We start from the raw sequence: 13,435 nt of genomic DNA on the forward strand, positions 1-13,435 counted from the left end.
CCCATGAGCAACCCCAACGACAAGGTCGTCGCCGCCCTGCGGGCGTCCCTGAAGGAGACCGAGCGGCTGCGGCAGCACAACCGTGAGCTCGCCGAGCGCGGCCGGGAGCCGATCGCGATCGTCGCGATGAGCTGCCGCTACCCGGGCGGCGTACGCACGCCGGAGGACCTGTGGCGGCTGGTGGCCGCGGGCGAGGACGCGGTGTCCGAGTTCCCGACCGATCGCGGCTGGGAGCTGGACGGGCTCTACGACCACGGCGGATTCCTGTACGACGCCGCCGACTTCGACCCGGCGTTCTTCGGCATCTCGCCCCGCGAGGCCCTCGCCATGGACCCCCAGCAGCGCCTGCTCCTGGAGACCTCCTGGGAGGCCGTGGAACGGGCCGGCATCGACCCGCGGACCCTGCGGGGCAGCCGTACGGGCGTCTTCGCCGGTGTGATGTACCACGACTACGGCACGCTGGTCGACGCGTCGCCGGACGCCGTCGAGGGCTATGTCTACAACGGCAGCGCGGGCAGCGTCGCCTCCGGCCGGGTGGCCTACACGCTCGGCCTGGCGGGGCCCGCGGTGACGGTCGACACCGCCTGCTCGTCCTCGTTGATCGCGCTGCATCTGGCGGTGCAGTCGCTGCGCAATGGCGAGTGCTCGCTGGCGCTCGCCGGGGGCGTGGCGGTGATGTCGACGCCGACGCTGTTCGACGAGTTCAGCCGGGGGCAGGGGCACGGACTGGCCCCGGACGGACGCTGCAAGGCGTTCGCGGACAGCGCCGACGGGACCAGCCTGTCGGAGGGCGTGGGTCTGCTGCTGCTGGAGCGGCTGTCGGACGCGCGCCGCAACGGCCACCCGGTGCTCGCGGTGATCCGCTCCACGGCGGCCAACCAGGACGGCGCCAGCAACGGACTGACCGCCCCCAACGGTCCCGCCCAGGAGCGGGTGATCCGGGACGCGCTGGTCGCCGCCGGGCTGACCGGTGCGGACGTAGACGTCGTCGAGGCCCACGGCACCGGCACCACCCTCGGCGACCCCATCGAGGCCCAGGCCCTCCTGGCCACCTACGGCCAGGACCACAGTCCCGAACAGCCGCTGTGGCTCGGCTCGTTGAAGTCCAACATCGGCCACACCCAGGCCGCCGCCGGCGTCGGCGGCGTCATCAAGGTGGTCATGGCCATGCGCCACGGCCTGCTCCCCCGTACCCTCCACGTCGACACCCCCTCCACCCACGTCGACTGGGACTCCGGAGCCGTCTCGCTGCTGACCGAGGAGCGGCCCTGGCCGGCCGCCGACCGGCCGCGCCGTGCGGCCGTGTCGTCCTTCGGCGTGAGCGGCACGAACACGCACGCCGTCCTGGAAGAGGCCCCGGAGGACGAGTCCGCCCGAGACCTGCCGGATCGCGGGGCCGGGATGCCGGTCGTGCCGTGGGTGCTGTCCGCCCGGTCGGCGGACGCGTTGCGCGAACAGGCCGCAAAGCTAAGGGAGTTCGTCCACACGGACCCCGCCGATGTCGGCTTCTCGCTGGCCACGGGGCGTTCGGTCTTCGAGCACCGCGCGGTGCTGTACAACAACGGTCCCGGCGGGCTCGACGCGGCGCTGACGGCGCTCGCCGAGGGCAGGGACGCGGCTCCGGCGCTGGTGACGGGCGCGGGTCACCGTGCCGCCCGGACGGCCTTCCTCTTCACCGGGCAGGGCAGCCAGTACCCGGGCATGGGACGTGAACTCCACGCCGCCTACCCGGTCTTCGCCGCCGCCTTCGACGAGGTCTGCGCCGCCCTGGACCCGCACCTGGACCGTCCGCTGCGTGAAGTGGTGTTCGCCGAGCCGGGCACGGCCGAGGCGGAGCTCCTGGACCAGACGCAGTACACCCAGGCAGGGCTGTTCGCCGTCGAGGTAGCGCTGTTCCGGCTGGTCGAGGCATGGGGCCTGCGTCCCGCCGCGCTGCTGGGCCACTCCGTCGGCGAGCTGGCGGCGGCCCATGTCGCGGGGGTACTGAGCCTGCCGGACGCCTGCGCGCTGGTGGCCGCCCGCGGCCGGCTGATGCAGGAGTTGCCGGTGGGCGGGGCGATGGTGTCCGTACGCGCCACCGAGGACGAGGTCATGGAGGTGCTGGCCGGACGCACGGAACGGGTGTCCGTCGCCGCCGTCAACGGGCCGCGGTCCGTCGTCGTGTCGGGCGACGAGGAGACGGTGCTCGCGGTGGCCGCCGAACTCGCCGAGCGCGGCCGACGCACCAAGCGGCTCAACGTCAGCCATGCCTTCCACTCGCCCCGCATGGACGCCATGCTCGACGACTTCCGGGCCGTCGCGCGCTCGCTGCGGTACAGCGATCCGCTGATCCCGGTCGTCTCCGATGTGACCGGCCGTACGGCCACCGCCGAGGAGCTGACCGACCCGGACTACTGGGTGCGCCATGTGCGGCAGGCCGTGCGGTTCGCCGACGGCGTGCGGACGCTGGGCGAACTGGGCGTCGGCAGCTGCCTGGAACTCGGCCCCGGCGGGGTGCTCTCCGGCATGGGCCAGGACTGCCTGCCCGGCGACGCCGTGGCGTTCGCCGCCGCGCTGCGCCGCGACCGCGCCGAGCCGGAGTCGGTGGTGGAGGCGGTGGCGACGGTGTTCGCCCGCGGCGCCCGCGTCGACTGGGCGGCGCTGTTCGCCGGCAGCGGTGCCCGGCGGGTGGATCTGCCGACCTACCCCTTCCAGCGGCAGCGCTACTGGCCGAAGGCCCCCTCCGGTGCGGCCGGGGACGTACGCTCGCTCGGCCTGGAGTCGGTGGACCATCCGCTGCTGGGTGCAGTACTGGAGAGCGCGGACGGCGACGAGCTGCTGTTCACCAGCCGGGTCTCGCTCGCCGCCCAGCCGTGGATCCGCGGTCACCGGGTCGAGGGCGCGGCCCTGCTGCCCGGCGCCGCGCTGGCCGAGCTGGCCGTACGGGCCGGGGACAGGGCCGGTTGCCCGCTGCTGGAGGAACTGACCCTTGAGGCGCCGCTGGTGTTGCCCGAGGACGGTGGCCTACGACTCCGGGTGCGGGTCGGTGCCGCCGACGCGTCGGGCCGGCGCACGCTGACCGTGCACGCGCGGCCCGACGAGGACACGGTGCAGGACGGCCTGCCGTGGACGCGCCACGCGAGCGGCACCCTGAGCCCGGACCGCGCCGACGCCGGGCAGGACCTCAGCGGGGCCTGGCCGCCGGCCGGGGCCGAGCCGCTGGACATCGAGGGCCGCTACGAGCGGTTCCGGGAGAGCGGCTTCGAGTACGGCCCTGAGTTCCAGGGCCTGCGGGCGGCGTGGCGGCGGGGTGACGAGGTGTTCGCCGAGGTCGCCCTGCCGGCGGACCTGGCCGGGGACGCGGCGGACTTCGAGCTGCACCCCGCCCTGTTCGACGCGGCGCTGCAGACGGTCGGCCTCAGCAGCCTGGCCGAGGACGGCGCGCCGGCACTGATGCCGTTCTCCTGGCGGGGCGTACGCCTGCACGCCACGGGCGCGACCGTACTGCGGGTGCGGCTGACCGTGACCGGTCAGGAGGAGGTACGGCTCGACGCGGCGGACGCCCTGGGCAGTCCGGTCCTGACCGTCGACTCGCTCGCGCTGCGGCCGCTGTCCGGCCGAGCGGCGGAGGCCGCAGCCGCGGCGACCCTGCGCGACGCGCTGTTCCGCGTGGAGTGGGTGCCCGTCGAGGCCGCCCAGGCGGAGGGGCCGGACCCGGTCTGGCTGTCCGCCGGTGAGGGCCTCGACGGCCTGTCGGCTTCCAAGGTCGTGGTCGCTCCTTGCCCGCCCGGTGAACGCACCTCGCTGCATTGGGTGCTGGACCTGGTCAAGCAGTGGCTGGCGGAGGAGCGGTTCGCCGACTCCCGGCTGGTCCTGCTCACCCGCAACGCCGTCGTCACCTCACCCGAAGACACACCCGACCTCGAACACGCCGCCATCTGGGGCCTGATCCGCTCCGCCCAGTCCGAACACCCCGACCGACTCGTCCTCATCGACACCGACGACCCCACGCACGACCTACGCGGCGCGCTCACGACTGGTGAGCCTCAAGTCGCCATCCGGCAAGGCCAGTTCCTGGTACCTCGCCTAGCCCGCACCACGGTCACCCCCGCCGACGCCCCCGTCTTCCGGCCCGACAGCACCGTCCTGATCACCGGCGCCACCGGCACCCTCGCCGGACTCCTCGCCCACCACCTCGTCACCCACCACCACGTCCAAAACCTCGTCCTCCTCTCCCGACGACCCGCCCACACCCTCGCCACCACACTCAACGAACTCGGCGCCCACACCACCGTCGTCACCGGCGACGTCACCGACCCCGACACCCTCACCCACACCCTCACCCACCACCCCATCACCGCCGTCATCCACACCGCCGCCACCCTCCACGACGCCACCCTCGACACCCTCACCACCCACCACCTCGACACCGTCCTCAAACCCAAACTCGACGGCGCCCTCCTGCTCCACGAACTCACCACCCAACACACCCCCCACCTCGACGCCTTCATCCTCTTCTCCTCCGCCGCCGCCACCTTCGGCGGACCCGGACAAGCCGCCTACGCCGCCGCCAACACCTTCCTCGACACCCTCGCCCACCACCGCCACACCCACGGCCAACCCGCCCTCTCCCTCGGCTGGGGCCTGTGGGAAGACCGCTCCACCATGACCGGCAACCTCACCCACACCGACCTCCACCGCATGACCCGCCACGGAGTCGGTGCCATGTCCAGCGACGAGGCGCTGCGGCTGCTGGACGCGGCCTGCGCGGCAGGCGAGGCGCACCTGCTGCCAATCCGGCTCGACGTGGCGGCGCTGCGGCGTTCCCTCGGCGCGGAGGAGCCCGTGCCAGCGTTGTTGCGCGGGCTGGTCCGCCGCCAGGTGCGCCGCGCCGCCCGGGAGGGAGCCGAACCGCAAGGCCGGTCCCTGGCCGCCCGGCTGGGCGAGTTGGAGCCGGCCGAGCGGATGGCGTTCGTGCTCGGCCTGGTGCGGGAGCACACCGCAGGGATCCTGGGGTACGCCGGCGCCGGGGGTGTCGAGGCGGAACTCAGCTTCAGAGACCTGGGGTTCGACTCGCTGACGGGCATCGAGCTGCGCAACCGGCTGGCCTCGGCCACCGGGCTGCGGCTGCCCGCCACGCTGGTGTTCGACCACCCGAGCCCGGTCGAACTGGCCCGGTATCTGGTCACCGAGGCAGTCGGTGACGAGCCCGGCACCGCGGCCGGCCCGGCTCGGCGCAGCGACCTGGACCCCGACGAGGAAGCGGTGGCCGTCGTGGCCATGGCCTGCCGTTATCCGGGCGGGGTGCGCACTCCGGAGGACCTGTGGCGGCTGGTGCGCTCCGGCGGCGACGCGATCTCCGGGTTCCCCGCCGACCGCGGCTGGGACACGGAGGCGCTGTACCACCCGGACCCGGACCACCCCGGCACGACGTACGCGGTGGAAGGCGGATTCCTGTACGACGCCGCCGAGTTCGACGCGGGCTTCTTCGGGATCTCGCCCCGCGAGGCCCTCGCCATGGACCCGCAGCAACGGCTGCTCCTGGAGACCTCCTGGGAGGCCGTGGAACGGGCCGGCATCGACCCGCGGACCCTGCGAGGCAGCCGTACGGGCGTCTTCGCCGGCGTCATGTACCACGACTACGGCACGCAGGTCACCGAGGTGCCGGAGGGGCTGGAGGCGTTCCTCGGCAACGGCAGTTCCGGCAGCATCGCCTCTGGCCGGGTGGCGTACCACCTGGGTCTGGAAGGCCCGGCCATCACGGTCGACACGGCCTGTTCCTCCTCGCTGGTGGCCCTGCATCTGGCCGCGCAGTCGCTGCGCAACGGCGAGTGCTCGCTGGCGCTCGCGGGCGGCGTGACCGTGATGACCACGCCCGGTACGTTCATCGGGTTCAGCCGGCAGCGGGGGCTGGCCCGCGACGGGCGGTGCAAGGCGTTCGCGGACTCCGCGGACGGCACGGGCTGGGGCGAGGGCGCGGGCGTCGTGCTGCTGGAGCGGCTGTCGGACGCGCGGCGTAACGGCCACCCGGTGCTGGCGGTGGTGCGGGGCAGCGCGGTGAACCAGGACGGCGCGAGCAACGGCCTCACCGCCCCGAACGGGCCCGCGCAGCAGCGGGTGATCCGCCAGGCCCTGTCCAGTGCGGGGCTGACCGGAGCGGACGTCGACGCGGTCGAGGCCCACGGCACCGGCACCAGCCTCGGCGACCCCATCGAGGCGCAGGCGCTGCTGGCGACGTACGGGCAGGAGCACACCGACGAACAGCCGCTGTGGCTGGGCTCGTTGAAGTCCAACATCGGCCACACCCAGGCCGCAGCCGGCGTAGGCGGCGTCATCAAGATGGTCATGGCCATGCGCCACGGCCTCCTCCCCCGGACCCTCCACGTCGACACCCCCTCCACCCACGTCGACTGGGACTCCGGAGCCGTCTCGCTCCTGTCGGAGACCACCGAATGGCCGGAGACCGGCCGTACCCGGCGAGCGGCCGTGTCGTCGTTCGGGATCAGCGGGACCAACGCCCATGTCGTCCTGGAGCATGCCGCGCCGGACGAGGCCGGGACCGAGGAGGGCGAGCCGGGCGGGGTCGTCGCTCCGCCGTGGGTGCTGTCCGGCAGGAGTCCGGGGGCCCTGCGCGCCCAGGCCGCCCGGCTGCGGGACTTCGTACAGGAGCGGCCGGAGCTGACTGCCGCGCAGGTCGGGCTGTCGCTGGCCACGACCCGGTCCGCGTTCGCGTACCGGGGTGCGGTGCTCGGCGACGACCCGGCGGAGCGGCTCGCGGCGCTGGAGGCGCTGGCCCGTGGCGAGGGCTCGCCGTCCGTGGTGACGGGTGCCGCCGCGGGCAGTCACAAGGTCGCCTTCCTGTTCTCGGGGCAGGGCACCCAGCGGCCCGGGATGTGCCGGGAGCTGTACGCCTCGTCCGAGGTGTTCGCGGCGGCGTTCGACGAGATCTGCGCGCAGTTCGGACCGCTGCTGGAACGGCCCCTGGCCGAGGTCGTGTTCGCGGAGTCCGGCTCCCCGGAGGCGGAGCTGCTGGACCGCACCGAGTACGCCCAGCCCGCACTGTTCGCCGTCGAGGTGGCGCTGTTCCGGCTGCTTGAGGCGTGGGGGCTGCGACCCGAGCTGCTGGCGGGGCACTCGATCGGTGAGCTGGCGGCGGCCCATGTCGCCGGGGTCTTCGACCTGCCCGATGCGGCGCGGCTCGTGGCGGCCCGTGGCCGGCTGATGCAGTCGATGCCCGCGGACGGGGCCATGGCCTCGCTGCAGGCGGCCGAGGACGAGGTGCTGCCGCTGCTGTCCGGGCGGACGCACGAGGTGGGGGTGGCCGCGGTCAACGGGCCGTCGGCCGTGGTCGTGTCGGGCCGTGAGGGCGCGGTCGAGGAGATCGTCGCGCACTTCAAGGGTCTGGGCCGCAGGACCCGGCGGCTGCGGGTCAGTCACGCCTTCCACTCGCCGCTGCTGGATCCGGTGCTCGACGAGTTCGCGGCGGTCGCGCGCGAGGTGTCGTACCGGGCGCCGCGCGTCCCGGTCGTCTCCGACGTCACCGGCGAGACGGCGTCGGACGGGCTGCTCCAGGACCCCGGCTACTGGGTGCGGCACGCGCGGGAGGCGGTGCGTTTCGCCGATCAGCTGACGCATCTGGAGAAGGAGGGCGTCACCGCGTACGTCGAGGTCGGCCCGGACGCGGTGCTGGCCGCGATGGCCCGGGAGTGCCTCGGCGGTCAGGCGCTGGTGGTGCCCGTCCAGCGGCGCGACCGCGCCGACGCCCGGGCGCTGGCCACGGCCGTCGCCGAACTGCACGTCCACGGTGTGTCCCCGGACTGGGCGGCGGTGTTCGCCCCGACCGGCGCCCGTACGGTCGAGCTGCCGACGTACGCCTTCCAGCGCACGGCGTACTGGCTGCCGTCGGGGTCCCAGCAGGCGCCGGCCGGCGGCAGCGACCTGGAGCGGCGGTTCTGGCGCGCTGTCGGCAGCCGGGACGTCGCTGCTCTGGCCGCGCTGCTCGACGTCGACTCCGCCCGTGAGGCCGACTCCCTGAACGCGGTGCTGTCGCTGCTGTCGGCGTGGGACCACAGCCGCGCCCCCGCCGCCACGGACGCGCCGGAGGACGCCCAGCCGTCCGAGGACGACGGGGACCTGGCGCGGGCCCTGGCCGAGGCGTCCGAGGACGAGCGGCCGGCGCTGCTGCTGGAGGCGTTGCGGTCGGCCGCGTCCGCGGTGCTCGGGCACGCCGACCCGCACGCGCTGCCGGCCGAACAGGACTTCTTGGACGCCGGGTTCGCCTCGCTGACGGCCGTCGAGCTGAGCGCCCGGCTCACCAAGGTCACAGGCCTCGACCTGCCGCCCACGCTGATCTACGACCACCCCACGCCGGCAGAGCTCGCCGCGCACCTGCACGAGGAAATGAAGAGGACTGCGTCATGACCCCCACACGTACCGCACCAATCGAGAGCCCCTGGATCCGCCGCTACCAGCCGGCGCCCGCCGACGGTGTCACCCTGGTGTGCTTCCCGCACGCCGGCGGCTCGGCCACGTCCTTCCACGCACTGTCCCGGGCGCTCGCCGGGCGGCTGGACGTGGTGGCCGTGCAGTATCCCGGCCGTCAGGACCGGCATCGGGAGCCCGCCTTCGAGGACCTGCACCAGCTGGCCGACGCCGCGTTCGACGCGGTCGTCGAGGCCGTCGGCACCGACCGCCCGCTCGCCCTGTTCGGGCACAGCATGGGCGCGTCCGTCGCCTTCGAGGTGGCCGCGCGGCTGGAGCAGCGGGCGGGCGTGACGCCCGTGTCCCTGTTCGTGTCGGGGCGCCGGGCCCCCTCCCGGCACCGCAGCGAGGACCTGCACCGCAAGGGCGACGACGCGCTGCTGCGGGAGATCCGCGCCCTGGACGGCACCGCGCAGGCGGCGCTGGACGACGAGGACATCGTCCGGATGTTCCTGCCGTCCCTGCGGGCCGACTACAAGGCGATCGAGCGCTACCGCAGCGCGCCGGGCGCGGCCGTCGGCTGCCCCGTCGTCGCGCTGACCGGCGACAACGACCCGAAGACCACCGTGGAGGAGGCCCGGGCCTGGCAGGAGCACACCACCGGCCCGTTCGACCTGCGGGTCTTCGGCGGCGGTCACTTCTACGTCTCGGAGCAGACCGACGCGGTCGCCGAGGTGCTGGCCACGCGGCTGGGGGTCGCAGGGGTCGGCTAGGGGTTATCCGAGCCAGGAGGCGAAGTTAGCGTGACCGCGCATTCTCCGTATTCCACGGACGCGAACTCACCGTCCCCGAACACGAATCCACTGTCCTCGGACGTGCATTCACCGTTCTCCACGAACGCGAGTTCACCGTTTTCCACCGAACCGAACGCAGTGTTTTCCACAGACCATGGGGGATCCCGAACCATGACCGATCCGCAGACGTGGCGGGTTCTCGGCAACGCGGACGCGCACGAGCTCGTGCTCGCCGTGGACTTCGACGCCACCGGCCGGGCCGAGGGCCGCTTCACCGATCTGGCCTCGGGTCTGGGTGACCTGCTGCCCTGCTCGATCTGGGAGACGATTCCCCAGGAGGCCGGGACCGGTGCCGGCGATGCCGACCCCGTCGAGCGGTGGCTGGAGGAGGTAGCGGCCGACGGCCGCCCGGTCCGCGCGGTGTTCGGCTTCTGTGTCGGCGGCGTCTACGCGGGCGCGATCGCGCAGCGCCTCGCCGCCCGGCAGGAACAGGCGCCCGCGCTGGTGCTGTTCGACCCCGAGCAGTCCGGCCCGCTGACCCTGTACTCGCAGTTCTACAAGGTCCTCGACTCCATGTCCGCCCTGCTGAGTGCCGAGGAGACCGCGCAGGCGGCGGACGAGGCGCGGCGGGCGCACGAGCAGCACACGACGATGGCCGCGCTGGGCGCCGAACTCCTCGACGTGTACCGGCGTACCGCCAAGCCCGCCTTCGACCGGCTGGAGCTGGACGCCAAGCGGACGGAGGAGATCACCGCGGTCTTCGCGTCGTTCGTCGGCTATCTGATCGCGGCCGCGGACATCGACCCTCTGCCCGCGTGGCGGGAGGCCGTCACCGTCACGTCCTCGTCGCCCACGAGCGGTCTGAACGGCTCCCGCGCGGCCGGCCAGGACATCGCCGTGGGCCGGGAACTGCGCGTCGACGTCCCGCACGTCGACCTGCTGCGCGACCCCGGTGTCACCCGCACGGTGACCGAGCTGCTCGGCGCGGACAGGCCCGCCTGAGAAGTCCCGTACGCGCGAATCCCGTACGTACGCCCCACCGCGAATTCCCGCGAACCCACGGAACGGTTGGAATGCCAGAAGCAACGGAAGTCCGGTCCCGCCCGGCCGACAGCAAGGAGCACGCCCTCTGGCTCCTGGACGAGCTGGTGCCCGTCAAGGGGGTCAACAACCTCTCCGTCGCCCTTCAGGCCGACGGGCCGCTGCTCGGCCCGGCGCTCCAGGGCACGGTCGATCTGCTGCTGCGCCGGCACGAGGCGCTGCGCACGGTGTTCCGGCAGGAGCGGGCGGGCCTCGTCAAGGAGGTGCTCGACCCCGCTGCCCTGCGGATCGAGGCCGAGCAACTGGCGGCGGAGCCGGGTGAGGTCGCCGCTGTCGTCGGGGAGTTCATCACGCGTCCCTTCGACATCGACGGGCGGCCGCTGGTGCGGGCCGCGCGGGTGAGGTGCGCGGACGGCGACGCGTTCTGTCTCGCCGTCCACCACCTGGTCTTCGACACGGTCTCCGGCGCGGTCCTGCTGGAGGAGTTCACCGCCGGGTACACGGCGCTCGCGGCCGGTGCCGCGCCACCCGCGGAGCTGCTGGCCGCGCAGCCGCCGTACCGGGAGCCCGCTCCCCGCGCGGCTGCCGTGGAGTACTGGCGCGGGCAGCTGGCCGGGGCCGACGCCGCGGGCCTCGCCCTGTGGTGCGGCAGCGAGGATCTTCCCGAGCCGACCCTCACCGGTGACCAGATCACGGCCGACCTGTCCCCGCGGGCGACCGAGGTACTGCGCCGGCTGCAGAAGGAGCTGCGCGCGCCGGAGGCGGTGGTGCTGCTGGCCGCGTACGGCCTGCTGCTGGCCCGGCACGGCGCGGGTCCCGACCTGGTGGTGGGCACCCCGGTCAACGTCCGGGCGCGCGAGGCGTCCAGGGCCGTCGGCTACCACGTCAACACCCTGCCGCTGCGCATACCCGTCGACCTCGGCGGCGGCTTCCGCGACCTGGTGCGGACCGCCCGCGACGCGTTCCTCAGGGCGGTCGCCCACGCCGATGTGCCGGTCGACGTCCTGCTGCCGGAACTGCGCAGGGACGGCGGCGCCTCCTGGCGCAACACCGTCTTCCGCCATCTGTTCAACTACGTTCCGGACGACGGCCGTACGAGCTTCCCCCTCGGCGACACCACGGCCCGCAGGCTCCCGGTGGAGAACGGCTTCAGCAAGTTCGACCTGGAGTTCTTCTTCCTGTCCTCGGCGGACAAGGTGACCGTCCGGGCCGCGTACTACACGCAGGTGCTGGACCGGGCCGACGTACAGCGGCTGCTCGAACGCTTCGAGGCGCTGCTGCTCGCGGCCGCGGAGGGGCCGGACCGGCCGATGGGCGAACTGCCGCTGGCCGGGCCCTCCGACCTCGCCGTGCTGGCCGCGAGCAACGACACCGCGCGCCCGGTGGATCCGCCCAGCGTGCTCGCGGCGGTGCGGGAGCGGGTGGCGCTGACGCCGTCCGCGCCGGCCGTCGTGGGCGACGGTCGCAGCACGACGTACGCCGAGCTGTGGCGGGCCGCCGAGCACACCCGGGACGTCCTGGCGGACGCCGGGGTGAGGGCCGGTGACATCGTCGCGCTCGCCGCGCCCCGGGGTCCCGAACTCGCGGCCGCGGCCCTCGGGGTGTGGCTGGCCGGAGCGGGGTATCTGCCCGTCGATCCGGAGCACCCCGTGCAGCGCCTGGCGTACGTCCTGGAGGACTCCGGCGCGCAGGCAGTGCTCACGGCGCCGGGCGTGGAGCTGCCCGAGGGGGTCCGGGCGCGGGTCGTTCCGCTGGAGCCGCTCGCGCGGGACGGCTCCGGCCCGCTGCCGGACCCCGGTGCGGGCGGCCCCGATCCGGACTGCTGCGCCTACCTGATCTACACGTCCGGCTCGACGGGGAAGCCGAAGGGCACCCTGGTCGGCCACCGCAGCCTCGCCAACGTGGTCCAGCACTTCGCCGAGGAGCTGAAGGTCACCGCGGACGACGCCGTGCTGTGGCTGACGACCTTCGCCTTCGACATCTCCGCCCTGGAGCTGTTCCTGCCGCTGGTGTGCGGCGGACGGCTGGTCGTGGCCTCCGACGAGGCCCGCACCGACGGCCGTGCCCTGCTCGCCGAGGTCGTCGCGCACGACGTCGGCATCGTGCAGGCCACCCCGACGACCTGGCGGGTCGTCGCCGACGCGGCGGACGGGCAGCTCGCCGGCCGGCGCCTGGTCTGCGGCGGGGAGCCGCTGCCGCCGGCGCTGGCCCGCACGCTGGCCGCCTCGGGCGGCTCACTGCTCAATGTGTACGGCCCCTCCGAGACGACCATCTGGTCCACCTCGGGGCCGGTGCCGGACGAGGTGGTCCGCGTGGACGTGGGCCGTCCGATCGCCAACACCCAGGTGTTCGTCGTCGACCCGGACGGCCGGGAGCTGCCGGTCGGTGTGCAGGGCGAGCTGTGCATCGCCGGGGCGGGCGTCGCGCTGGGCTACCACAACCGCCCCGAGCTGACGGCGGACCGCTTCCGCGACCATCCCGCGTACGGGCGCCACTACCGCACCGGCGACCTGGCCCGGCTGCGGCCCGACGGCAGCGTCGAGCTGCTGGGCCGGACCGACCGCCAGATCAAGCTGCGCGGCCACCGGATCGAACTGGGCGAGGTGGAGGCGGTGCTGCTCGACCGTCCGGACGTACGGGACGTCGCCGTCGTCGTGGTGGGGCGCGGCGGGCCGGACGCCGCCCTGGTCGCGTTCGTGGAACCGGCGCAAGGAGCGGAAGGAGCGGAGGGAGGGGACGGCGTGGCCGAGGTGGACACCGCCGGGCTGACGGCCCATGCCCGGTCCCTGCTGCCCTCCGCCGCCGTACCCCAGGAGATCGTCGTGCTGGAGTCGCTGCCGACCACCGCCAACGAGAAGCGGGACCATCTCGCGCTGACCCGCCTCGCCGAGCAGCGCCGCTCCGAGCGCAGTGCGGCCGCGGGGGCGGGAGAGGCCTCGCCCGAGGCGCAGTCGGGGACGGCCGGGCGGCTGCTCGCCCTGTGGCAGAGCACGCTCGGCCGGACCGACCTCGGCCCGCACGCCAACTTCTTCGACAGCGGCGGGCATTCGCTGCTCGGCGCGCAGCTCGTGCAGCGCATCGAGAAGACGCTGGGTGTGCCTGTACGCCTGGCCGACCTGTTCGCCCATCCCACCCCGCTCGCCATGGCCGAGCATCTCGATCCGGACGCCGCCGCACCGTCGGCCCCGGGCAACTGAGGA

The 13,435-nt window shown here is 73.9% G+C and carries 4 protein-coding genes; all 4 read left to right on the forward strand.

Features of this window, described 5'->3' with window-relative positions; genetic code table 11:
- Nucleotides 1–3: 3 nt before the first annotated feature.
- The 4 genes from HJD23_RS43390 to HJD23_RS03405 all read left to right on the forward strand — a co-directional run bounded on the left by HJD23_RS43390 (nucleotide 4) and on the right by HJD23_RS03405 (nucleotide 13,432).
- Nucleotides 4–8,400 (forward strand): type I polyketide synthase, encoded by an 8,397-nt coding sequence (locus HJD23_RS43390; RefSeq protein WP_240980615.1) that lies wholly within the window; start codon nucleotides 4–6, stop codon nucleotides 8,398–8,400.
- Nucleotides 8,397–9,173: an alpha/beta fold hydrolase gene (locus HJD23_RS03395; protein WP_171110753.1), complete on the forward strand. Its 777-nt coding sequence runs from the start codon at nucleotides 8,397–8,399 to the stop codon at nucleotides 9,171–9,173. Before HJD23_RS43390 ends, HJD23_RS03395 begins: the two co-directional genes overlap by 4 nt.
- A 192-nt stretch (nucleotides 9,174–9,365) precedes the next feature.
- Nucleotides 9,366–10,196 carry a hypothetical protein gene (locus tag HJD23_RS03400; RefSeq protein ID WP_171110751.1) on the forward strand — a complete coding sequence of 277 codons (831 nt, stop codon included), beginning with the start codon at nucleotides 9,366–9,368 and terminating at the stop codon, nucleotides 10,194–10,196.
- Nucleotides 10,197–10,267: 71 nt separating this feature from the next.
- Complete coding sequence (locus tag HJD23_RS03405; protein WP_171133980.1) at nucleotides 10,268–13,432, forward strand: non-ribosomal peptide synthetase; 3,165 nt, start codon at nucleotides 10,268–10,270, stop codon at nucleotides 13,430–13,432.
- Nucleotides 13,433–13,435 lie beyond the last annotated feature (3 nt).

The organism is Streptomyces sp. Z423-1 (genome assembly GCF_013009255.1).
GTDB classification, from domain to species: domain Bacteria; phylum Actinomycetota; class Actinomycetes; order Streptomycetales; family Streptomycetaceae; genus Streptomyces; species Streptomyces gossypiisoli.

Coding starts and splice junctions, on each gene's coding strand:
- HJD23_RS03395 (WP_171110753.1), top strand. CDS start 8,397: ATGACCCCCACACGTACCGCACCAATCGAGAGCCCCTGGATCCGCCGC.
- HJD23_RS43390 (WP_240980615.1), top strand. CDS start 4: ATGAGCAACCCCAACGACAAGGTCGTCGCCGCCCTGCGGGCGTCCCTG.
- HJD23_RS03400 (WP_171110751.1), top strand. CDS start 9,366: ATGACCGATCCGCAGACGTGGCGGGTTCTCGGCAACGCGGACGCGCAC.
- HJD23_RS03405 (WP_171133980.1), top strand. CDS start 10,268: ATGCCAGAAGCAACGGAAGTCCGGTCCCGCCCGGCCGACAGCAAGGAG.